19 protein-coding genes are annotated in these 23,192 nt (G+C 41.9%); 13 read left to right on the forward strand and 6 right to left on the reverse strand.

The features are described 5' to 3' along the window. Positions 1 to 96: 96 nt before the first annotated feature. The gene (locus L4C39_RS11965; RefSeq protein WP_171755526.1) at positions 97 to 960 is read right to left on the reverse strand and encodes a MerR family transcriptional regulator; all 864 of its coding nucleotides are present in this window, start codon (positions 958 to 960) and stop codon (positions 97 to 99) included. Further along, a complete protein-coding gene (locus L4C39_RS11970) occupies positions 950 to 1,897 on the reverse strand; it encodes a YbgA family protein (RefSeq protein ID WP_429746075.1) in 948 nt (315 codons plus the stop codon). Before L4C39_RS11970 ends, L4C39_RS11965 begins: the two co-directional genes overlap by 11 nt. A 312-nt stretch (positions 1,898 to 2,209) precedes the next feature. Here L4C39_RS11970 and deoD point away from each other — a divergent pair, with 312 nt between their 5' ends. The 10 genes from deoD (at position 2,210) to L4C39_RS12020 (ending at position 15,216) form a co-directional block, all read left to right on the forward strand. Then, positions 2,210 to 2,920 (forward strand): purine-nucleoside phosphorylase, encoded by a 711-nt coding sequence (gene deoD, locus L4C39_RS11975; protein ID WP_017054380.1) that lies wholly within the window; start codon positions 2,210 to 2,212, stop codon positions 2,918 to 2,920. Positions 2,921 to 2,982: 62 nt separating this feature from the next. Continuing rightward, positions 2,983 to 4,452: an IS1 family transposase gene (locus L4C39_RS11980; RefSeq protein ID WP_113798477.1), complete on the forward strand. Its 1,470-nt coding sequence runs from the start codon at positions 2,983 to 2,985 to the stop codon at positions 4,450 to 4,452. Between the two features lie 206 nt (positions 4,453 to 4,658). Beyond that, positions 4,659 to 6,113 (forward strand): hypothetical protein, encoded by a 1,455-nt coding sequence (locus L4C39_RS11985; RefSeq protein ID WP_371729766.1) that lies wholly within the window; start codon positions 4,659 to 4,661, stop codon positions 6,111 to 6,113. A gap of 11 nt (positions 6,114 to 6,124) precedes the next feature. Then, complete coding sequence (locus L4C39_RS11990; RefSeq protein WP_429746078.1) at positions 6,125 to 7,711, forward strand: GGDEF domain-containing protein; 1,587 nt, start codon at positions 6,125 to 6,127, stop codon at positions 7,709 to 7,711. 247 nt (positions 7,712 to 7,958) lie between these two features. Next, the gene (locus L4C39_RS11995) at positions 7,959 to 8,396 is read left to right on the forward strand and encodes a DUF3302 domain-containing protein (RefSeq protein ID WP_113798483.1); all 438 of its coding nucleotides are present in this window, start codon (positions 7,959 to 7,961) and stop codon (positions 8,394 to 8,396) included. Continuing rightward, entirely contained in the window at positions 8,396 to 9,526 is a 1,131-nt protein-coding gene (locus L4C39_RS12000) for an HlyD family secretion protein (protein WP_017054375.1), read from the forward strand. Before L4C39_RS11995 ends, L4C39_RS12000 begins: the two co-directional genes overlap by 1 nt. A gap of 357 nt (positions 9,527 to 9,883) precedes the next feature. Continuing rightward, positions 9,884 to 10,432 (forward strand): ECF-type riboflavin transporter substrate-binding protein, encoded by a 549-nt coding sequence (locus tag L4C39_RS12005; RefSeq protein ID WP_113798487.1) that lies wholly within the window; start codon positions 9,884 to 9,886, stop codon positions 10,430 to 10,432. A gap of 6 nt (positions 10,433 to 10,438) precedes the next feature. Then, positions 10,439 to 12,142: an ABC transporter ATP-binding protein gene (locus L4C39_RS12010; protein ID WP_429746081.1), complete on the forward strand. Its 1,704-nt coding sequence runs from the start codon at positions 10,439 to 10,441 to the stop codon at positions 12,140 to 12,142. Then, the gene (locus tag L4C39_RS12015; protein ID WP_017054372.1) at positions 12,129 to 12,968 is read left to right on the forward strand and encodes an energy-coupling factor transporter transmembrane component T family protein; all 840 of its coding nucleotides are present in this window, start codon (positions 12,129 to 12,131) and stop codon (positions 12,966 to 12,968) included. Before L4C39_RS12010 ends, L4C39_RS12015 begins: the two co-directional genes overlap by 14 nt. 259 nt (positions 12,969 to 13,227) lie before the next feature. Continuing rightward, positions 13,228 to 15,216, forward strand: coding sequence for a bifunctional metallophosphatase/5'-nucleotidase (locus tag L4C39_RS12020; protein ID WP_429746084.1), 1,989 nt, complete (start codon positions 13,228 to 13,230; stop codon positions 15,214 to 15,216). A gap of 129 nt (positions 15,217 to 15,345) precedes the next feature. Here the strand turns inward: L4C39_RS12020 and L4C39_RS12025 are convergent, their stop codons facing one another. Next, positions 15,346 to 16,533: an MFS transporter gene (locus L4C39_RS12025; protein ID WP_136995070.1), complete on the reverse strand. Its 1,188-nt coding sequence runs from the start codon at positions 16,531 to 16,533 to the stop codon at positions 15,346 to 15,348. 129 nt (positions 16,534 to 16,662) lie between these two features. Between L4C39_RS12025 and L4C39_RS12030 the strand changes: the two genes are divergently transcribed. After that, positions 16,663 to 17,160 (forward strand): GNAT family N-acetyltransferase, encoded by a 498-nt coding sequence (locus L4C39_RS12030; protein ID WP_017054369.1) that lies wholly within the window; start codon positions 16,663 to 16,665, stop codon positions 17,158 to 17,160. 67 nt (positions 17,161 to 17,227) lie between these two features. On the opposite strand, the gene L4C39_RS12035 is transcribed toward L4C39_RS12030, so the two are convergent. After that, on the reverse strand, positions 17,228 to 17,506 hold the full coding sequence (locus L4C39_RS12035) for a GNAT family N-acetyltransferase (RefSeq protein ID WP_017054368.1): 279 nt from the start codon (positions 17,504 to 17,506) through the stop codon (positions 17,228 to 17,230). 130 nt (positions 17,507 to 17,636) lie between these two features. Between L4C39_RS12035 and L4C39_RS12040 the strand changes: the two genes are divergently transcribed. After that, positions 17,637 to 18,356 carry a flagellar brake protein gene (locus L4C39_RS12040; protein WP_261889953.1) on the forward strand — a complete coding sequence of 240 codons (720 nt, stop codon included), beginning with the start codon at positions 17,637 to 17,639 and terminating at the stop codon, positions 18,354 to 18,356. Positions 18,357 to 18,434: 78 nt separating this feature from the next. Here L4C39_RS12040 and L4C39_RS12045 read toward each other — a convergent pair whose 3' ends face one another. Continuing rightward, positions 18,435 to 19,850, reverse strand: coding sequence for a sensor domain-containing diguanylate cyclase (locus L4C39_RS12045; RefSeq protein WP_261889954.1), 1,416 nt, complete (start codon positions 19,848 to 19,850; stop codon positions 18,435 to 18,437). A 273-nt stretch (positions 19,851 to 20,123) separates the two neighbouring features. After that, the gene (locus L4C39_RS12050) at positions 20,124 to 22,484 is read right to left on the reverse strand and encodes a Lon protease family protein (protein WP_017054365.1); all 2,361 of its coding nucleotides are present in this window, start codon (positions 22,482 to 22,484) and stop codon (positions 20,124 to 20,126) included. A gap of 204 nt (positions 22,485 to 22,688) precedes the next feature. Here L4C39_RS12050 and L4C39_RS12055 point away from each other — a divergent pair, with 204 nt between their 5' ends. Further along, on the forward strand, positions 22,689 to 23,183 hold the full coding sequence (locus L4C39_RS12055; protein ID WP_017054364.1) for a hypothetical protein: 495 nt from the start codon (positions 22,689 to 22,691) through the stop codon (positions 23,181 to 23,183). Positions 23,184 to 23,192: the final 9 nt, after the last annotated feature.

Raw genomic sequence — 23,192 nt, forward strand, 5'->3', positions numbered from 1 at the left:
TTTTACAAGGTTATCTCTCTTTCGACTGTTTTATCAACTATTGAGGCGAAATAGTTGATCTTACAAAGTGCTTCCCTGCATCCATACTGCTTAAATTCAGTCACTGCTCGCTATTTCTTCGGATGACAGATACAGCTTATCAATAACGTCAGATACCGAGACTTCCTGCTCAGCGTGACTCATCCACGCTGTCAATATTGCGACTTGTTTATCTGCCAATGCTCGATTAGAAAAAAAGTGTACATGAGAAAAGCTGGTAACAGTTTCATGCTTGAGTAAAGCAGATACACTTTCTACCCCATCTAGCATAACCATGTAAAAACCCATTTCACTCAATTTCAAGCACGAAAGCCATGCCGGTATACTGCCAATCGGATCCAAATTGACAAATAAACATTTCCCTTTATGTGCAGCTTTTCTCTCCGCCTCAATAATTGAGATCAATCGCGTGAGCATAATTGACTGAAACAGGCTTTTTTGAATGGTTCGCTGCGGGCCTTTGACAAGCTCCAGCGCATCCAAAATAGGGAATACAAATTGCTCGGTCACGATGTCTAACGGGTACTCTTTTAATACCATGCTAACGATCGATTCTGCCTTCCCATTATTTAAAGAGGCTAGTGCTGAGATCAATGTATCAACGTCTTCTAAAACCGGTGAGGTACTTGCTTGAGTTCCGGCCCCGGCATTATTTATCAGCTCAGATTCAAGCAGCGGTTTAACTTTCCCTATGGAAATGCCTTTCGCCAGCCAGCTTTGAATCGACTTAATAGTCTCTATATTACCCTGCGTATAAAGCCTATGCCCCTTTTCGGTTCGTTGGGGCTTAATTAAATTGTAGCGTCGCTGCCACGCCCGAAGTGTCACGGGTTTAACTCCTGTTAACTCAGACACTTCGCGTATGGCATACAACTTATGATCTTCTGTCTCACATTTTTCATGATCAGATTCATAGTGCATAGCGTAATCCTAATTCTTGTGGATACGGTTGGAGATATTTTTGCTGAAGTAAATACGAGTCAGGAAACGCCTCTAAGTAGTGATTAATCAGTGTTAACGGTGCAAGGATCGGAAGCAAACCTGTACGGTATTGATCAATCACTCGGCACAGTTCCGCTTTTTGCGTCCCAGTAAGCAGTGTTTTGAAATAACCTTGGATATGCATCAGAACATTAGTGTTGTTTTTTCTGCTTGCTCGATTTTTTATCGCTTGCATAAATTCAGTCCGATAACGTTGGTAAAATTCATTCTCATCGTAATCTTTGATATGTGCCACCAAACGACCCAATGATTTATATGACTCAGGATGGTGAGCCATTAAACTCAATTTGTAGCGAGAATGGAAAGCCACTATTTTTCCAGGCGTTGGGTTGCCCCCCATCGAATCATAGAAATCTCGCAAGCTGTAGACTCGTGTAATGAAATTCTCGCGTAATACCGGGTCTTGTAACCTTCCATCTTCTTCTACAGGCAACCACGGCATTTGCTCCATCAACTCTTGTGTAAATAAGCCAACACCATTTTTTTGCGCTTGGTTACCTTGGTAAATTTTTACACGCTCCATGCCGCATGTCGGAGAGTTAGCGCATACAACATAACCGCACAGCTCTTTTTTACCAAGATCTTGAACTTTCTGTTTCGAAAACTGAATCATATTGTCGGTATGGTCTTTCGAACTGTCTTGACTTTGCAGTAAGCGAATTCGCTCTTCGTCAGAAACCAGCCGTATTGCCGGTCTTGGTGTCGGCATACCTATAGAAACTTCAGGACAAACGGGCACGAAAGAAAAATAGTCAACAAGATCCCGAGCAAGAAAATGATTTAATTTACTTCCTCCATCAAATCTGACTGGATTTCCAATGATACATGCACTCACTCCGATCTCAATATGCGACATAAACACCCCCAAAACTATACAAAATTAACCTACGTATAACTTATAGCATGCCAAAACTGATTGTACAAAAAATATTTTCGTACAACCACTATTAATAATTCACATAGCAAATCGATTGCCTTACAACTTTCAACAAAAAGAGTTATCAATATTGGCAATGTAGTGCACCTTGCACTATTCTGTGATGAATGTCTCAAGGTAGGCTGTGATATCTAGCTATTATTGCTTCAACAGACAGAAACAGATTCAACAGAATTGGTGATTTGAATTTTAAATCCTTGTCACCACGATAAAAACTTTGGAGATACAACTATGGCAACCCCTCATATTAATGCTCAAGCTGGTGATTTCGCTGAAACAGTACTAATGCCAGGTGACCCACTACGCGCTAAATACATCGCAGAAACTTTTCTTGATGATGTAAAACAAGTATGTGACGTTCGTAATATGTTTGGTTACACAGGTACTTATAAAGGTAAAAAAGTATCAGTAATGGGTCACGGTATGGGTATCCCATCGTGCTGCATCTATGTTCACGAACTCATTGCAGAATTCGGTGTTAAAAATGTAATCCGTGTAGGTAGCTGTGGCGCTGTACGTGATGACGTTAAACTAATGGACGTTGTTATCGGTATGGGTGCTTCTACAGACTCTAAAGTGAACCGTATTCGTTTCAACAACCACGATTTCGCTGCAATTGCTGATTACGGTCTTCTAGAAGAAGCAGTAAGCCAAGCTCGTGCACAAGAAGTTCCAGTTAAAGTTGGTAACGTATTCTCTGCAGACCTTTTCTACACTCCTGAAGCTGACCTATTCGGCAAAATGGAAAAACTAGGTATCCTAGGTGTTGATATGGAAGCAGCGGGTATCTACGGTGTTGCTGCTGACTTAGGTGCAAAAGCACTGACAATCCTTACCGTTTCTGACCACATCATCCGTGGCGAAAAACTAAGCTCTGAAGATCGTCAAAAGTCATTCAATGACATGATGAAAGTTGCTCTAGAAACAGCAATCAACATCTAATAAAAAATTCATTTTGCTGCTGAGGTAAAACTTGGCAGCCTGAATATCCCGAGGGGGCGATCGTGTCCAACGGCAAACTGCCAAAAGACGCAGATGGTTTACAACTCAACTTTTGTAAAACATTGGCGTGTGACAACTTTGGATTGAGCGACGCAAAACGTTACGTTTTGCAACATGCGAACCCTAAGCGTCCGGCGATGGTTTGTCGTGAGTGTGGAGCTTTCCCCCCCTTACTTAACAACCAAGAAGTTCTTAACGAGTTACATAGGTTAAGACAACTTCACAGTGATGGCCTTCCCGCTTGTCGTAACGGCGAGTGTGAGAACTTTGGTCTATCTGTTCACACCCACAAACACCTCTACCATGCTTTTGGTTTCAGTGGTGATCGTCAGCGATACCGTTGCAAACAGTGCCAATCCACGTTTGTTGACAAATGGTCTGGTATCAATAAAAAACTAGCCTTTCAAGAAAACTTACTTGGGTTGCTCTTTATGAGTTACTCCGTACGTGAAATCTGCCGAAAACTCTCAATCAACCCAAAGACGTTCTACGACCATGTTGACCATATTGCAAGTCGCTGCCGTCGTAAACTGGCGATGATCGATGCTCGTTGGGTAAATCATGCAGAATCATTTGAATTTGCTTCTCACTATATGCCACTGCAACCTAAAAGCAGTAATGGCGTATTATGGATTGCGACAGGCGAAGCCCACTCTGGCTACATTTTATGTCAACACGTAAACTACTCTTCTGGTGAAGAACCTGAAGGTTCAGTCGATCATGACCCTTATAGCACACCTTCACGGTTTGTCTCTCGAGACCACTCTTCAGAAGCGAATTTACCGACACCGGCACCTTCACCTCTATTACGTGAAAGAATAGACCAACAGTATCAAACCATTTTGGCTCGTGGAAATGTCGAGGACCCAATGGGGAACCTCACAATATTCAACTATCCATCAAAAGGGGCACTTATTCGACCGCCTTATACGTCATATGCACATTTTCTACATGTGCTAGATATGTGTAACGAAAATAAGCGCGTTTCGATTTATATGCCACAAGATCCTGTTCTTCGTTCTGCCGCTCTTAGCGTATGCTTACCGCGAATATTGAGTCAAAACGTTGACTTAATGTATGTGGAAGAAGATAACGGCTGGAGCAACGATACTGAATTTGAAAAAACAGATATCGTGCATATGGGATGGTGGCGAGATCGTTGGGCAATATCCAATCAAGGCTCTGCTCATAAAGGCATTTGCTATCTTGCAGGTGAAAACCATGCGCCAAAACATTGGCTTAGCAAGGCGTCAGTAAAACAGACTGAGTTTTACCAGCAACGCTTCCAACTTCTTTTTGATAACTTCATAAACGAGCCAAGACGCAAGCTGCGCCCTGGAGGATTACTTCCTCTTCTCGATATATTCAGAGCTTGGCACAATTTATGCTACCAAGATAAGCATGGGCTTACAGCGGCACAAAGATTAGAGCTTACAGAGCATCCTCTTACATTAAAACAGCTCCTGTCTTAATACTTTAAGGCTAGAATCTAATGATATGGCGCAAGATTGCCGCTATCTCAATTCGTCACTTTGCTGTATTAAGTGTGAGTCGGCACTAATTATTGTTGCTTAGACATCAAACTTTACCTTTATAAGTCCATAAATAGTGCTAATCGAGGAGCACGCTAATATAATGATCACATTATCAATATGTTCGGTAGTCATGGATATTACTTTTGGATAAAAATCAGTCTCTTTTAGAAATCGAAATAGAACAACTGAAATCACGCATTGATTCAGAGCCTAAAGATGCATTACGTATCGCTGAACAGTGCCTAGTTCGTTCAGAGCAGATTCTTTTTCAAGAAGGCGCTATCCAGTCATTAATGATTATGGCGCGATGCTATTGGTCTTTGATGGATTATAGGAAAGGCTTGAAAACCATCAAAGAAGCTTATTCTAAGCAAAGTCGCCTCGATACTGATAACTACCTCCCTGAAATCCTACACGTACATGCCTTGCAATATTGGGGGCAAGCCAAATACTACTCTGCGCAACAATTTTGGATTAATGCGTTAGAGCAATCTGCCCTTGTTGATGAAGTCGAAATTCAGATTGAATGTCTTATTGGGCTGGGCAACGTATGGCGAATCACTAACGAACATAAACTGGCCAGCTCAACCCACAAGCTTGCTGTCACCGTTGCAAATAGTGCTCGAATTGGCTGGCTTGAAGGTAAGGCTCGCATTCTTCTCGCATGGGACTATTACCTACTCAATAATTACGTTGAAATGCTATCAGTACTTGATGGTGCCCAGGATGCTTTGGAAGGTCATCAAGACAAAACATGGCAAGCTGAAGTATGGGATTTTAGAGGCTTAGCTTTACTTGGTCTTGAGCGGCTAGATGATGCTGAAATTGCAACGAAAAAAGCTCATGACCTTGCTCTGAAACACAATTTAACATGGATTAAAGCTCACTCATTTATCAGCAGAGCAAGACTTGAACTATTAAAGAAAAAACCGAAAGAAGCTACAAAATTACTTTTGGATGCTGAACAATCGGCCTCTCTTTTTGATAATGGTGAACTTCTCAGTCAAATTTGCTTCCAACAATCTTTAGTCGCTGAAAAACAAGGTGATTTTGAAGCCGCACTGATCGCCTTTAAAAAATACCGTCAGCACTCTATTAAAATGCTGAATGAACAAACCATTCGAGTCAGCTTAGATAAAGCTCGAGGTTCGAAGCGCCAACTTGAGCAGCGTGCACGTAAGCTAATTAACAGAATCCGTGGTCAATACGAATATGACCCACAGAAACATTATTCAAACGTTGTTTCTGAAACATTCTGGTGGGAGCAATTGGTTCTATTTAAAACAGAACTTAAACACTCCAATCACGCCATAATTATGCTTCAACACTCTGATCCGGCTTATTTAGACGTATGTACAGAGATTGCTCATACACTGTGTAACCACAATGATCTGCTCTCTCGCTTAAGTAGCAAGCGCATTGCGATGCTAGTCTCGGAGAAAGGTGACGCGGCAAACCAGCTATTTCTCGTTCTCAGTCAAATGATTGAAATCTACCCTTGGCATCGTAAAGGTTTAACAGGCGAACTACCAAAATTGACACTACAAGACATTCTCACTTTTCCATTCACCCTTGAGCAATTAGAAGAAAGCCAATAGAAGGTACTATCATGGAAACGCTACTCAACAAAATTTCCGATGCTGGCTTAGATCCTTCTTCCGTGTCTGGTGAAAATGCCATTATATTTTGGGAACATATCTGTAAACATATCGCAACGACAGATAAAGAACGTGCTCATTGCTATTTAATCAGCGCAGAATACCGCGCAAAGTTAAAGCAACATAGCACCAGTATTGATGAACTTCGCCGTGCGCTTAACTTACTCAACATTCCCGAAGACGTCGATGATATCCTGACAATAAAAGCGAGTCTCAGTGAACGTTTAATGGATATTGGTGATTACACTTCAGCCCTATCTGAATACATCAGCATCTCTAATATTGCTGTAGAACATGGTTTTATTGACGACTATGTCGCATCAATTTTAGGTATGGGGAACTTGTGCGATGCTTATGGTGACCACAGCCGCGCACTACGTTATTACCAAAAGATTGACAGTATTGATCATGCAATAAGTAGTCGATCACTGAGACTTCGATACAAACTTCATATCGTTGCCTGTTACATCGACCTAAAACGCATCAACGCAGCCAACGACTTACTCTTAGAGTGTGAAGAGCTCAGTATTCTCGTCAGTGACAAAATTTTAGCCGGTCAAATTCGTCTCTACCAAGCCAAAATCTGTCGTCAGAAAAAACAGTATCACGATGCATTGCTCGCCCTATCAAAAGTCCAATACTCGATAAGCAGTGCTTCATCTAGTTGGTTATCCTTGATGATTCGTTTAGAGTTAGCATTATGTTTAAACTGCATAGATGGTAAGCAACAACTGGCCACTATCGTATTGAATACCACTCATAAACGTATAAAAATTCAATCTTCATCGGCGGTTGTAAAGAAGTTTTATGACACATTAAGCCACATCAGTGCCAGCCGAAATGAGTATCAAGAAGCACTTGAATATGAAAAAAAAGGCTACCGCATTGAATCTGATTTAATGAAGCATATTCCTATCAGTGAACTGGGAGCGACTCAGTTACGAAGGCTGTCTCGCTTTGAATTACAACTCAAGTTGATTCTTTCTGAGCAAGAAAACCGTGAGTTAAAAGAAACCACTGAAAATCAAAAGAATGCCGTTGCTCAACTACAGCAAGATGTATTTACAGACCCTCTGACAAATTTACACAACCGCCGTTGGTTAGATGTAAAACTAAAAGATTTACTCCTACACGACACTACGTTTTCATTAATGGTTGTCGATATTGACCATTTTAAGTCCATTAATGATGAGTTGAGCCACTTAGTCGGAGATAAAGCGATCGTCAGTGTTTCTAATGAACTCTCCTCCTACTTTAGATTCAGCGGTGCATCATGCGTTCGTTTTGGTGGAGAAGAGTTCCTTGTGATTTTAGAAAACGTCAACATGCAACAAGCCGAAATGCATGCCGAGAACTACCGTGAACGTATTTTCCAGTATGGATGGCATGAGATCCTAGGTGAGCGAGGACTCACTGTCAGTATCGGTATTACCTCGCACCGTGAAGGTGAAAATACACAACGCACCTTCTATCGAGCAGATAAAGCGCTATACAGAGCGAAAGCGAATGGGCGTAATCAAGTCTGTTTAGAAGAGTAAGGCTGGGCCTAGGATCAACTGGGTTCTAGGCCTTTCATTCACATTGCTCCGTTTCACTGATTATCTCCATACTCCGCCCCCTAAGCACCCACTGACATATCATCGTTACTGTTTTTCTTCTACCCAAAATATGAATTCGCGCATATGTCACAGTTCTTTTTGTTGATTATTTATATTTTACAACAAATACTTAACTAATATTATGTGAGACGTTTTCTTACTGTTTCACTAAACACAAGGATGCTGTATGTTTTTAGACTATTTTGCCCTTGGGCTCTTGATTTTTGTTGCTCTTGTGATTTTTTATGGTGTCATCGTCATACATGACATCCCATATGAGATTGCAAAAGAGCGAGACCACCCACACCAAGATGCGATTCATGTATCAGGCTGGGTAAGCCTATTTACCCTACATACGATTTGGCCATTTCTTTGGATTTGGGCAACATTATGGCGCAAAGATCGAGGCTGGGGATTTGCAAAAATAAAAGAAGAGCAACAAGATATTCATCACCGTGTAGACGTGTTGATAGATCAAGTTGCGGCACTTGAAAAAGAGCTCTCTGATATCAAAATCGCCCAATTCGCACCCTCGCAACCTGACTCGCAAGAGCGAGCCCAAGATTCTAGGCAAACGACCTTAGCATCATCTCAAACCGCACAACAAAATCAGGAGGATAAATAATGGACTTACTTCTGATAATGACCTATGCCGCTCTGTGTATCACGATATTTAAAGTATTTAAAATCCCACTAAACAAGTGGACGGTACCCACCGCGGTACTCGGCGGTGTCGTATTAATCGGTACTCTAATTTTGTTGATGAACTACAATCACCCTTTCACCCAAGTTGGTAACCAAGTGTTCACCACCACACCTGTCGTGTCTGGTGTTCGTGGGCGAGTTGTGGAAGTGCCAGTATTGCCGAACCAAGAGCTTAAACAAGGAGATGTTCTATTTAGAATCGATCCCATTCCTTTTGAGGCTGAAGTGGCGAAAATTGAAGCCCAGATAAAACAAGCAAGCCAAGGTGCTCTGGGGCTAAAGTCTGATGTCTTTGAAGCCGAATCAGCAAAAATCAAAGCCGTTGCTGAAAAAGACAAAGCCAAGCGGGAGTTCTTACGTTATCAAAAAGGGTACGATAAAGGCGCATTCACTGAACAACAACTTGATACCCGCCGCCAAGCTTATAAAGCGGCCGAAGCGGCTGTAAACGTCACACAAGCGAAACTTGATCAAGCTGAAATCGCGCTTAGCTCAGAGATTGGTGGTGAAAATACCGCTGTTGCAAAATTACTGGCCGACCTTCAGCAAGCAGAGTTCAATTTAGATCAGACGATAGTCAGGGCACCCACAGACGGATATGTGACTCAACTGGCCCTAAGACCTGGTGTAATGGCGGTTCCTCTGCCTTTGGCACCCGTTGCAACCTTTGTCCACACTGAAGACAAAATCTATACTGCCGCCTTTAGACAAAATTCATTGCAGCGCCTACAACCTGGTTTTACTGCTGAGTTTCTATTCAGAGCGCTTCCTGGAAAAGTCTTTCAGGGTGAAATTATTGATGTGCTACCAACTATCGGAGAGAGCCAATTTCAAGCTCGTGGAACTTTGGTAGGAACGGAAGCCTTACGCACCAATGGCCGCGTACTGGTGAAATTGAAAGTCAATGATGACCTGTCAGATTACCATTTACCGCTCGGTACCGCGGTCGAAGTGGCTGTTTATTCCGATAGCTTTACTCATGTCTCCATCATGCGGAAAGTGTTAATACGAATGAAAAGCTGGCAAAACTATTTGTATTTAGACCATTAGTTGCATTTAGACCATTACTTGTATTTAAAGCATTAGTTGTATTTAAACCATTAGTTGTACTTAGACATTAGTGACGTCTAGACCACTAGCGATGTCTAAACTACTTGCTACGCCTCTCGGTAACTCAATCGGTTTAAATACAAACATTCTGAAAAAATGTATACGGCAGCTGACATTCAGCTGCCTTTTTTTATTTTTAGACATCTAGACACATAGGTTCCCTTGGGTGTCAGTTGTCCTGTATAATGCGCGGCTTATTTTTCTATTTGTTTATTATTTAATCTCAATAGAAAAATGCAAATAAAAGCAGATCCATTCCGCTCTTTAAAAAGAACATTTTAGTAATTAAGGTTATCTATGAATCTTTCAGCAAAAACCGTGGTTGTTATCGCAATTGGCGCAGCCCTTTACGGTATTGGCGGCTTGCCAATGTTTGGCGTTCCAGTCTTTGCCAACACCACTCTTAAACCAGCAATGGCAGTTTTAGCCCTTTTCTCTGTACTTTTTGGGCCATTAGTCGGTTTTTTAGTTGGGTTCATCGGTCACTGGGTCACTGACCTTTTTGCAGGTTGGGGCGTCTGGATCACTTGGGTACTTGGCTCAGGCATTGTTGGTTTAGTCATTGGCTTCTTCCCTGCGCTCACACAAAATCGCATTGAGAAAGGTGACTTTAACCATAAAGATTTCATCCTATTCGTTCTGCTTGCTCTCGTCGGCAATATCGCAGGCTACGGATGTTCAGCGTTCCTCGATACCATTTTATATGCAGAACCATTTACTAAAGTGTTTACTCAGTTATCGATAATTGCTGCTGGTAACACCGTTCTTATCGCTATCGTAGGTTATTTCATTCTTAAATCTGTGGCGAAAAGAAACAAACAAAGCCGTAACCTAACTGAGGCGTAAACGGCAATGACAATAGAATTTTCGAACTTCTCTTTTAGATATGAGTCGCTGGATAAACCGACGCTAAAAAATATCAATCTACGGATAGAGCAAGGGGAGAAAATCGTCATTATTGGCCCAAGTGGTAGCGGTAAATCAACACTTGGCCAATGTTTAAATGGTCTGATTCCACATGCAATAAAAGGCGAAGTCTCGGGCACACTATCGCTCAATAATCACGATACTCGTCATTTCGACATGCATGAATTTACCGAACAAATTGGAACCGTATTACAAGATACGGATAGCCAGTTTGTTGGGCTTAGTATTGGTGAAGATATCGCATTTGCTCTGGAAAACCAGCAGATGGCGACCAATGAAATGCACAGTGTTGTCACCAATACTGCGAAAATGGTCGATCTCGATGAGATGCTCGATCACTCTCCACATGATCTTTCTGGTGGGCAGAAGCAGCGAGTTTCACTTGGTGGTGTTCTCGTTGATGATGTCGACACACTTTTGTTCGATGAACCATTGGCAAGCTTAGATCCAAAAACGGGTAAAGCGACGATTGAAATCATTGATCAACTGCATAAGAGCACTCACAAAACCATCATCATTATTGAACATCGCTTAGAAGATGTCTTACATCGCCATGTTGATAGAATTATATTGATGGAGCAAGGTGAAATCGTTGCTGACTGCACGCCGAATGAGCTGCTTGCTTCACCTCTTTTAGGGCAACATGGTATCCGTGAACCGCTCTATTTATCAGCACTAAAAGCGGCAAACGCTTCAATTAGTGCTGACGAAAACTTATCGTCACTCGTGTCATTCAATATCGAGAAACACCAGCAAACACTGAATAATTGGTTTAATGCTCGCCCAGAAACAACACCTACGCCCTACACTGAGCCACTCCTATCGATTCAAGATCTGACTTACTCTTATGATGGTGAGAAGAACGCCCTTCAAGACGTTTCCTTTCAAGTCAACAGAGGCGAGTTTGTCTCCATCTTAGGCAAAAATGGATCAGGTAAGTCCACCATAACTAAGCTGATCATGGGTGTTATCGATCCAGATGAAGGCAACATCTCACTTAATGGGATCAATCTAGATACTCTATCTATTTTTGAGCGAAGCCAGAAAGTTGGCGTAGTCATGCAAAACCCAAATCATATGATTTCGCACCATATGATCGTCGATGAAATTGCTTTCGGTTTACGTAACCGAGGAGTTTGTGAAGAGCAAGTTCAAGAGAAAGTCATGCACATATTAGAACTATGTGGATTAAGCAAATATCGCAATTGGCCAATTGAAGCTCTGAGCTACGGACAGAAAAAGCGTGTCACTATCGCGTCTATCTTGGTTCTTGAGCCTGAACTTCTGATTTTGGATGAGCCAACCGCAGGTCAAGACTATCGAAATTACACCTCAATGCTGGCATTCATTCAGAAGCTAAACCGCGAGTTGGGTATTACTGTGGTTATCATTTCTCATGATATGCATTTAGTCTTAGAGTACACCACCCGCTCTATCGTATTTTCTGACAGCAAACTGATAGCAGATGCTCCAATGACACAAGTGTTCAGCCAACCAGCGCTACTGGATAGTGCAAACTTAGCAACAACGAGCTTATACGAACTCGCACTTAAGGTAGGTATCACCCAAACGGACGCATTTATGCAGCACTTCATTCAACATGAAAGAGGTCAGCATGAAAGCATCTAAAATGAAATTTGGTATTAACTACATTAATACCAACTCCCCTCTGCATGCTCTAAATGGCATCACTAAATTCATCCTATTTTTGGCATGGGTAACGGTAGTTCTCACTACATTTGACTTGCGTATGATCACAGGCTTGTTAGTGGTTGGATTGGGGTTATTAAAAATGACCAAGGTCCCAGTACAAGTATACAAACCGCTTCTGATAGGCACGGCGAGTGTATTGCTACTCAACGCCCTATTTATGTATTTGCTCGCACCGAGTCAAGGGACTGAATTCATGGGCAGTGAAACCATACTGCTTGCTCTACCGGGCGGTTATTCGCTGACACAAGAGACACTGTTTTATTTGTTAACGGTGACTCTAAAATACTTCAGCATGTTCCCTATCGCTTTGGTGTTTGTGTTTACAACCCACCCAACGGAATTCGCGGCAAGCCTAAATCGCTTAGGTGTACCATACAAGATTGCTTATGCCGTGAGTTTAACGCTGCGTTATTTGCCAGAAGTAAAGAAAGACTTTGTCAATATTATGCATGCTCAGCAAGCACGTGGAGTGGAGTTATCTAAAAAAGCCCCCTTTTTCACTCGAATGAAAAACGTGGCCAAAATTCTGGGTCCGCTGATTTTTTCTAGTTTAGACAGAGCAGATGAAATATCGAATGCGATGACACTACGTGGGTTTGGTCGTCACAAGTCACGGACATGGTATAGCCTGAAAGCCATGACTAAAACCGACTATATTCTATTGGCTATAATCGGCATTACCGTTATGTTAGCCATTACCAAACGAGTTATCGAGCCAACCCTATTTTGGTACCCATTCTAATGGCGTTCGCTCCATCCTTATAAGAACGAAAACAGGCCGTATAAACATGCGGCCTTTTTCATACGCCTTCACTTTGCATATCCCCTTTAAGACGGTTCAAACATCATCCAATGCTTACTCTTATTATTGAAAGCAAAACTTTCATCGCATTTATAAATGAAAAATAGAGTAAACAATCAAATTTTTACTACCTCGATCACTTTTTAATGTAACTAATTGATTTATAAAAACGCCATTATTAAATCAATAAGGTTCTCTGATGAAACTCAATCACACTCTTCTTGCATTATCTGTTGGCTTTTGCCTGCATGGCGCACAAGCTATTGCCCAAGACTCTTTTGAGCTCACTGTCGCGCACGTCAACGATACTCACTCTGCATTTGATGCGGTTAAATCAAGCTTCAAAGTAAATGAAGAACTTGTTTACAATGAATTTGGTGGTTACCCACGAGTTTACCAAGAGTCACTTGCTTATAAGCAACAAGCAAAAGACGCTAATGACAGCTTCCTATTTCTCCATGGTGGTGATGCATTCCAAGGCAGCGCTTACTTCAAGCTTAACCATGGCGCGATGAATGCCGATCTGCTTAACAAGATGGGCATCGATGCAATGGCTATGGGTAACCATGAATTTGATCTTGGTACTGAAAAGCTCGCTGAGTTTGTTTCATCAATCAATTTTCCAATGCTAGCGGCCAATATCGATATCGAAGGTGACGAGTATTTAAACGGCAACAAAAATATCCAGCCGTACCTTATTTACCAATTCGATGGTAACAAGAAGACTCAAATCACGGATATGGCAACCATTAAAAGTGGTGACAACTTAGTCGGTGTTATTGGCCTGGCTCTGGATGATATGAAAGATATCGCCAGCAAAACGGGCGGCGTTGAATTTTCAGACATGGTGATGTCGGCTCAAGCAAGTGTCGATAAATTGAAAGCGATGGGCATTACTAAAGTCGTCGCGGTCACTCATATTGGCAATGCAAAGGATGTTGAATTAGCGTCAAAAGTTAACGGTATTGATTTAATTGTCGGTGGTCACTCTCATACTTTACTTGGTGATTTCACAAACCTAGGTAAAGCCGATAACGGAACATACGCAAACCTTGTTGCTAACCCAGATGGCGGTAAAACATGCATCGTTCAAGCGGGTGAATCAGCGCAGGCTATCGGTCTTGTAAAGGCAAACTTCAATGATCAAGGTGCCATCACCAGCTGTAAAGGCCACAATACTCTATTAAGTAACGATGAGTTCTATGGCGATAAATATCGCACCAACAAACTCGCGGCCAAAGAGACGAAAAAAGTTGAAACATTCATCGATAACACCAAAAACATTACGATCACAGAAGAGAACAGCGAATTACGTAAGCTGATTGATCAAAAATACCAACCTCACCTAAATGAAGCTTATGGTGATGTGATCACTTTTGTTCCAGATACAATTAACCACGAAAGACGTCCAAATGATGGCGGAACCGATGCTCATGGTTCAGATGTCGCACCGATTGTAGCGTGGGGTCAATACGCTTGGGCTGCTTCTGATGAAGTCGCTAAGGTTGCTGGCATCAAAGCTGATCTATCACTAGTCGGTGCAGGTGGCGTGCGTCAGGACATCGCATTTGGGGATTTACGCGAAGGAAATATCTCTCTTGAGCTGCTTCCTTTCTCTAATGCTTTATCTATTGTTCCAATGAGCGGGGAGAACATTAAGGCATTGATCAGCTCAAGCATTACAGCAACCCTTCCTGAAGGTGCACATGCTGGTAAATTCCCTTACGGCGGTAACCTTCGTTACACCTTCGATGAAACTATCTCTGGTGTTAAAGGAAAGCTGAGCTCAATTGAAATCAATACTGGTACTCCTTCTTCACCGAAATGGACAGCAGTGCAAGACAAAGAGACCTATAACGTCGCGATGGATGCTTACCACGCTACAGGTAATGACGGATGGGGCATTGTATTTGATTCTCAAACAGAGAAATCAGGGCGTGTTGATCTCGCTTACGTAGACGGCAACTTAACCGCTTTCCCTGTCACCAAACTAGAGCTTAAAGAGAAGATGAAAAAAGGCAAAATGGTCATGAGAAAGTCAGTCGTGTACCAAGGCCAAGCTCTTAACTGTAAAGCTGAGACCGTGAAGTGTAATACCGATGCTCAATCGGTTGTTGAAACCCTAACACCACTCAAATCATTAACGCCATTAAGCTACGAAACCGTAACTTTCAATCGCGCTAAATAAAGATACAGTCACCGCGCGGAATAGTTTCATTTTCGCTATGCATTGACTGTTAGATACAAAAAACCAGTGGCATAGGTCACTGGTTTTTCTTTACTCAAATAGTAATTGAATCGCAGCCGTCCGATCTATTTAATTCCAACTAAACCGTCTTACTTCATTACCTGCTTTGGGGTGTACAGGAATATTCAAAGAAAGAACCAGTGACAAGCCAGCCATAACCGCACCGATATAAAAAACACTTGATGGCGATACCAGCCAAATTAAACCAAAAGTGACAGGAATAACTACCGCTGCAATATGGTTTATCGTAAACGACACCCCTGCCGTCGAAGCCATGTCTGCTGGATCAGCAATTTTTTGGAAGTACGTTTTAATCGCTAAAGCCAAAGCAAAAAAGAGGTGATCGACCACATATAAGGCCGCAGCCCACTCAGCGCTCTTAACTAATCCATAGCCGATGAACACAAAAATTAGCCCTATATACTCAAACATTAGCGCTTTTCGCTCGCCGACAATACCGATTATTTTACCGATTTTCTTAGCAAACAGAAAATTGAACAGGTAGTTAATCAAAAATAGAAGCGTAATATCAGCCGCGGAGTAACCAAACTTTTCGACCATCAAAAATCCAGCAAAAACGGTGAAAATTTGGCGGCGAGCCCCACTCATAAAGGTTAATGCATAATAGAGCCAATAACGCTTTCTCAAAACCAACTTCTTATTCTGTGGTGTTTCTGTTTTAAACTCAGGAAAACTAACGGCAATCACAACCACCAGAATGAACGCGATGCCACCAGTGATCATATAAACCCACTTAAAATCTAGCTGAAATACTTCAAGCATCACCCATAGCGCACCATAAGTGCATAGCGAAGCCAAAGCCCCAATAGAGATGAGCTTACCCAACATTTCGGGAGCTTCCTCTTTCGAGAGCCATTGCAGCGACAACGACTGTTTCAATGTTTCGAAATAGTGAAAGCCCACAGACATCAGTAGTGTCGTACAGAGCAACCCGGTCACCGATGGAAAGAGCCCTGTAATCGCAACGCCAACCGCTAACATCATCAATGCGATGATCATAAATTTCTGTTCACGTAGAAATAACAGCACAAACACTGCGGTAAAAGCTAAAAAGCCTGGGATCTCCCTGACACTTTGCAACAGACCAATATCAGCGCCGCTAAAGTTTGCACGTTCAATAACAAAATTATTCAGCAGCGCCATCCAACTAGCAAACGCGATAGGGACAATAATTGAGATGATTAAGAGGAAATTTTGTGGCGTTTTCCAAGTGGCCTGTTGAGGAGGGCTATGCATGACTCTTCCTTGCTTTAAAAAAATGATCATACTCTCAGTAACGAATAATTAACAATCCTTATTTAACGCTATTCATTTCATCAAGTTATCGCTACATTATTGGTTATTTGATCACTTTGGAGCAAGAATATGGAAATAATAATTCGTCCTAGCGACATCAAAGATGCATCTGGACTATGTGAACTTTACTCACAACCGCTTGCTCAGAGCCAAACCTTACAATTGCCACTTCCAACACTGAGTTCATGGCAAAAAAGGCTGACCGATATACCGGAAGGCGTTTACAGCTACGTTGCAGAAATTGATGGCAAGATAGTAGGCAATATTGGATTCCAACACTCCCAAAGACCTAGGACTAAGCATTGTGCGAGTTTTGGACTTGGTGTGCATGATGATTATCACGGCTTAGGCATTGGCCGACAACTCATTGAAACCGTCATTGAGCTGGCAGATAACTGGCTCAATGTTCATCGAATTCAGATCGAGGTCAATACTGACAACGAGAAAGCCATTGGCCTATATAAAAAATTAGGCTTTGTGATAGAAGGAAAAGCTATCGATTCTTGCTTCCGTCATGGGGAATATATTGATACTTACTTCATGGCAAGAGTAAAGAACAAACTCTAGCCATACTGTATCCCCCCGTAGATCATCCTATCGGGGGGAGCACTGGTTTTTATTACTTCAGTTCTTATTACTTGGCTAGCAAATGAGACCACTGAGTGTGCTTATTCATATAATGAACCACATAGCTACATTCAGGAATCACCGTCAGTCCTAAACGCTCAATTTCCGCAAGTACACTTTCCATCATCACCTTGCCATACCCCTTGCCTTGTAGCTCATCAGGGACTCTTGTTGACGTGATGGTGATGACACTATTGTCTCGTTTGTACTTAACCGTTGCGTGCATTCCTTGCTCTAAATCGACCAAAAAGCACTCACCGTCAATATTATGTGTCACGTTATGCATGCTAAACCTCCAAGTTTTATAATTTATCGAATGCGCTTATTGTAAATATTCGTGTCAAAACTTAATATCAATCAGCTTGAGTATATAAAAATGATAATTAAAGCGCATAGCAAAAATGGAGACAGGCTAGATGAATTCACCGCTAATGAAACCGCAAGTTCACAACAAGACAGTATCAACACTCAATAGTACCGATGCGCTTGGGATGGTTGAACATAGCAGTGAATTAACGCTTAATATTTCCACCCCGGTTGGGACTAAGTTTCTTACGACCACCAGCTTCATAGGCACGCATTCGGATCAGTGTATCCTTATTGAAATACCCAAAGTGTCAGATGATGATTTAGAGTTCTTTTTCCAACCAGGATTTTGGGTCAACGTAAGAGCTCTTTCTCATCGTGGTGAAGGTGCGATCATTCATTTTCGCTGTCAGCTCTTGCATAAGATATTAGAACCTATCCCACTCATTATGCTCAGTATCCCGAATACGATGCAAGTAACTCAGTTACGAAAAGAGATTCGATATGACGTTAACCTTGCTGCTAAAGCGTTTGTAAGTGGACATAAAGTTGAGTGTGAAGTCCGTGATCTGTCGAAAAGTGGTTGTCGGTTTGTAACCCCACCGGTAGGAAGACCAATTCAAATCGGTGATGACATCTCAATAGAAATCATGGTAGGTGCCCGCAGAGGTCAAGTATTTGCGCCATTAAAAGGGCGGGTATGTAACTTACAAAAATCGACTCACTACTCGAAGTATGGCCTAGAGTTTGATGATAATGGCAAAATAAATGCCAAAAACCTATTGAGCCAGCTCAAGTTCGATGGGGCTAAATTAGTCTTGCGTAAATAACCTTCAGTTAAACGTCGTTAACGATTGATCGTGATAACGACGTAACTTCCCTATAGGAATAGCGATTCCAAAAGATCATTAACCCGTTTCAATACAATTTTTTCCTCGGCGCTTCGCTTGGTACATTAGCTTATCCACTCGCATCAAAATATCTTCAAAGCGATCATTAGGATGAAACTCCGTAATCCCCACACTTAGAGTTAGATTAATCGCGGAATCGGTTTGTATTAAACAACTATTTTTCAAGCTGTCTTGTATTCTTTTAATCTGTAGCGATGCGCCATGAAGATCAGTTTGAGGTAAAACAGCCAGAAACTCTTCTCCCCCCCATCGTCCATAGCAGTCATTTTTACGACAATGGCTTTTCGCAATGTCAGAAAATAGCCTTAATGAGTCATCACCGACGGTATGCCCGTAAGTATCATTAATTGCCTTAAAATCGTCGAAATCAATCAATGCCACCGACATATTGGATCCAAGCGACTGACAATATGATAATTGTTCATTAAGTACCTGTTCGATACTTCGTCGGTTTGCCAATCCCGTTAATTCGTCAGTGCTTGCCACTTTAACCAACTTTGTATTGGCAACTTCCAGTGCAAATAGATCTTTATTTCGTGCAATTTCATGTCCAATCCATTCAGAAAAAAGACGTATTAATTCGTAATCTTGACGAATAAACGAACGTGTTTTTGTCACGCTAGAGAAATTCAATGTACCGTAACGCTCCCCATCAACAAAAATGGGAGCCCCTAAATACGCTTCTAATCCAAAATTTTCATAACAAGGGTGTTTTGCAATGGAACTCTGCGCGACATGATGGAAGCCTTGAACATCATTTGCCTTAAATACGTGGCAACAATAGGTTCCCGTCAAATCGAAAACCATTCCTGCCGACAAGGCGTCATCGGGGTGAGTGGCATTTTGCACTTCGTAATGGTTGCCGGAAATCTTACTCACAATACCAATTGGCAGTTGAAAGTGCGTACACCCTAATTCCAAAATGGCCTGAACCCTTTCGGAATAGTTTAAGTCACGAGATGAGGTCACTTTATGCAGCTGGTTCAATGTCTCTTCAGCACTAAGCCGATAAGATTCATCTAAAATAATACCAATGTAGAAAGCGTTATTCCCTGAAATATTTTTTATCGCACCACCAGAAGTTTGCCCTTGAAAAATACGCCCAGACTTACAACGGTACTGCACATGAGATGCTTCATTTTCTTTTTTGGCCGTTGGGTTAAAACGGTCTTTACCTGTTTTGTAAAAATTACTTTCGTCTGCATAGAGCATCCGCGTACTTTGGTTTAGCAGCTCCTCCTCGGAATAACCAAAAAGCGATGTTGCCGCCGCATTGACCATTACAATTTTCCGAGAAAGATCCGCCACAATCACCGCAGAGTTGATATGCGCGAAAGCTTGATTCAACATAAAAACATCGAGATCATCCAAACGACTGCTTGGTAAATTTTCACTGATAGAACCTTTAAGCATTACAATTCCTTTTGATTGCTCAGCTATTATCTATAGCACACTATACGCATATAATACCAATCGTAGTAAATAACTGGTCATCCTAGCTTGTTAAAATACTCGATAACGGCGTTAGAAATTTTGATTGTAGAATAACTACTTATCGAAAATTTCTGCCTTGTTCTCAAGCATTTTTCCTACGCTTTTTATGACCATCTACTTACTGTGATTGGTATAATGTAATTCACAGGCTCAATTATGCCGTCCCTTGCATTTTAAACCCTTTACTTTCTATTACTTACGCAGTGCATTGAGTTTAGCTTGTGCGATACCAAAGATTGTATTGATCGGATAGCTACCCTCTTCGCTTGCGATACCTGCTTCTTTACCAGTGAAGATCTCAATCGCTTCCGTCACATGCTCAATTGCCCAAATATGGAACTCCCCCTTCTCAACCGCTTTTACAATGTCAGGTCGTAACATCAAGTTATGAATATTAGATTGAGGGATAATCACCCCTTGCTCTGCTGAACGCCCTTTGATCACACAAACGTCAAAAAAGCCTTCAATTTTTTCATTTACGCCACCAATGGGCTGAGACTCACCAAATTGATTCATTGAACCCGTGATCGCAATATCCTGTCGATTTGGCTGCTTTGAAAAGGCGGACACTACCGCGCAAAATTCAGCCATGCTGGCACTGTCACCATCGACTCCACCGTAAGACTGCTCAAACGTAATATTGGTAGTCAGTGGTATTCGTGCCGTTTTACCAAATACTGATGAAAGATACGCAGACAAAATCATCACACCTTTAGAGTGGATACTTCCTCCAAGATCAACGTTTCGCTCAATATCGATCACTTCACCCTCACCATAGGCAGTAGTTGCGGTAATTCGGTTAGGCGCGCCAAACATATGATCACTGGTACTTAGCACCGACAATGCATTCACCTGCCCTATCGCCTCGCCGGAGGTGCGTATAAGCGTTGTACCATTGACAAATGTCTCCATCACGCTGTCTTGCAACCTACCGACTCGCAACTGCTGATTATCCAGCGCTTGTTCTACATGACTAGAGCGGATCAGATTCGATTTAGCGGTTTTAGCCACATAATTAGACTCACGCAATAGATTGGCAATGTGAGCAGAATGAAGTGATAACTTGCTTTGATCACCCGCTTGGCGAGAGCTGTGTTCAATGATCCTTGCGATTGCTTTACGATCACAATGCAGCATATTGTTGTCATGAACGATACTCGAAATGAATCGCGCATAGTGAAGTTCAGAATCCGGTGTACGCTTCATTTCATCTTCAAAATCAGCCGTCACTCGGAATAGCTCACCAAATTCTGCGTCATAATGTTGAAGTAATTGATAAGTGCGGTAATCACCAAACAGAATAATTTTCACATCAAGCGGAATAGGCTGAGGATCCAATGAGACCGCTCCAGTCAGCGTGACCTCTTTCTCTAATGAGGTAAAGCTTAGCTGTCTTGAACGTAGCGCGCGTTTCAGCCCATCCCATACATAAGGTTGCTCAAGCACTTTGACTGCATCCATCAACAGAACGCCACCGTTTGCTTTATGCAGGCTCCCCGCGCGAATCAACGAGAAGTCGGTAAACACCGTCCCTTTGAACGTCGCGGTTTCAACATAACCAAACAGAGAATGATAATTTGGGTTCTCTTCGACCACGATAGGATATTTGCCTTCGGCCTGACTCACGAGAACATTCACCTTGTAGCGTCGAGGCAATTTCTTATCCAAAGAAGCGGTGGCAATTTCAGCTTGCTCATTCCCCTCTTCAAGGAAAATATCGGCATTTTCAACAATGTCTTTTTGCAGTTCAGTGAGGTGTTTTTTTATCTCTGGATACTGACTGTAATCGGCTTTTAGCTGCTTAATAAAATGGGTAATCACATCGAGCGTTACATCGTCATTCAGCTTTTGAATTTTTTCAGCGAAAGTCTCTTCAAGCTCCGTTAAATCACGAGACATATTGCGTAAGCTGACTTCAAGGAAATCAATGGTCTTATCAAATTCACTTTGCTGCTTAGGCGATAACTCATCGAAGCTCTCTTCAGTATGTAACTCCTCGCCATTCATAGCGACAAACTGGTAGTCCCCTTGGTTCGTCAGGGTTAAACTCACACCTTTGCTTTTGGCTTCATTGCTGATCCCTTCAAGAGCAACTTGTTGTTTTTTATCAAGTTGTGTTTTCAGTTTATCCGCACGACTGAAGTACATTTCATTATCAAAAGCCAAAGGCATCGCCTTGACCAATTTGGTCATCAACTTTTCAATATCTTGTTTAAGTTTTTTCCCTACGCCTTGTGGAAGCTTCAATACTTTCGGCGTACGCACATCATCAAAATTAGTGACATAACACCAATCAAACAGCTGCTCGGTTTCATGTGGATGACGATTCAAGTAACGCAAAATCATGGTGCGTTTACCGAGGCCATTTTGCCCAATTGCGTAAATGTTATAGCCTTTCTCTTTGATCGACATCGCGAATTCAACCGCTTTTTGGGCGCGTTCTTGTCCTACGATTTCATCAATGGGGGCCAGTTCTTTGGTCGATTTACACGGTAGCATTTCAAGATCTGCTACTTGATATAACTGCTCTGAAGATAATTGTTTAATCGCCATTACCGCCTCCTACATCCTGTAAAAATACTTCATATAAGTTCAGTGTAGATGCAATTCATAAGTATTTTAGTGACTTAGGCAACATTCGCGTTTAACTGGACATTAATTAGACAATTCATTTTCGATAAATGTAATGATAACCATTTGCAATTGAGATTAATTTGCATTCTAATAAGCGCAGAATGAACGATGGAGAGACTCAATATGGAATTGCAACAGTGCTGGACTCGCTACTTAAAAGCCGAGCAACTTATGGAACAGGGACACTGGCCCGAAGCCCATTATTTGTATGAAGATGTCCTACACCACCTGCCGACTCATATTCAAACTGCGGTGAATGATCACCATGTTAAACCTTGTCAATTTGCTTGTTTACTTTCAGGTTTAAAAGATGCCGCCGTGTCTCAATCCCAAATATATAATCAACTTGGGCGTCCTAATCAGGCCTTTACATCACTCAATCAATCCTACGCTCTGTTACAGTTTTTATCGATAGAGCCTTCGAGAATCATTGCCAGCGTCCACTCCGCCCTTTCTAAACATTGTGATGATCTACTCCATCATATGGCCGTGTTCTGCCATGCCCAACGAGATGCTCAATGGTTAGTGACGTTCGGTGAAATTGAACAGACACATCAACAATTTAATAAGCTCAAAATTTACTCAGACCTACCACCCCGCTCATGCGTGATTAATTGATAAGGATAT

Origin of the sequence: Vibrio clamense, from assembly GCF_050337905.1 — a bacterium.
In the GTDB taxonomy this organism is placed as follows: domain Bacteria; phylum Pseudomonadota; class Gammaproteobacteria; order Enterobacterales; family Vibrionaceae; genus Vibrio; species Vibrio cortegadensis.

Coding starts and splice junctions, on each gene's coding strand:
- L4C39_RS11965 (WP_171755526.1), bottom strand. CDS start 960: ATGCACTATGAATCTGATCATGAAAAATGTGAGACAGAAGATCATAAG.
- L4C39_RS11970 (WP_429746075.1), bottom strand. CDS start 1,897: ATGTCGCATATTGAGATCGGAGTGAGTGCATGTATCATTGGAAATCCA.
- deoD (WP_017054380.1), top strand. CDS start 2,210: ATGGCAACCCCTCATATTAATGCTCAAGCTGGTGATTTCGCTGAAACA.
- L4C39_RS11990 (WP_429746078.1), top strand. CDS start 6,125: ATGGAAACGCTACTCAACAAAATTTCCGATGCTGGCTTAGATCCTTCT.
- L4C39_RS11995 (WP_113798483.1), top strand. CDS start 7,959: ATGTTTTTAGACTATTTTGCCCTTGGGCTCTTGATTTTTGTTGCTCTT.
- L4C39_RS12000 (WP_017054375.1), top strand. CDS start 8,396: ATGGACTTACTTCTGATAATGACCTATGCCGCTCTGTGTATCACGATA.
- L4C39_RS12005 (WP_113798487.1), top strand. CDS start 9,884: ATGAATCTTTCAGCAAAAACCGTGGTTGTTATCGCAATTGGCGCAGCC.
- L4C39_RS12010 (WP_429746081.1), top strand. CDS start 10,439: ATGACAATAGAATTTTCGAACTTCTCTTTTAGATATGAGTCGCTGGAT.
- L4C39_RS12015 (WP_017054372.1), top strand. CDS start 12,129: ATGAAAGCATCTAAAATGAAATTTGGTATTAACTACATTAATACCAAC.
- L4C39_RS12020 (WP_429746084.1), top strand. CDS start 13,228: ATGAAACTCAATCACACTCTTCTTGCATTATCTGTTGGCTTTTGCCTG.
- L4C39_RS12025 (WP_136995070.1), bottom strand. CDS start 16,533: ATGCATAGCCCTCCTCAACAGGCCACTTGGAAAACGCCACAAAATTTC.
- L4C39_RS12030 (WP_017054369.1), top strand. CDS start 16,663: ATGGAAATAATAATTCGTCCTAGCGACATCAAAGATGCATCTGGACTA.
- L4C39_RS12035 (WP_017054368.1), bottom strand. CDS start 17,506: ATGCATAACGTGACACATAATATTGACGGTGAGTGCTTTTTGGTCGAT.
- L4C39_RS12040 (WP_261889953.1), top strand. CDS start 17,637: ATGAATTCACCGCTAATGAAACCGCAAGTTCACAACAAGACAGTATCA.
- L4C39_RS12045 (WP_261889954.1), bottom strand. CDS start 19,850: ATGCTTAAAGGTTCTATCAGTGAAAATTTACCAAGCAGTCGTTTGGAT.
- L4C39_RS12050 (WP_017054365.1), bottom strand. CDS start 22,484: ATGGCGATTAAACAATTATCTTCAGAGCAGTTATATCAAGTAGCAGAT.
- L4C39_RS12055 (WP_017054364.1), top strand. CDS start 22,689: ATGGAATTGCAACAGTGCTGGACTCGCTACTTAAAAGCCGAGCAACTT.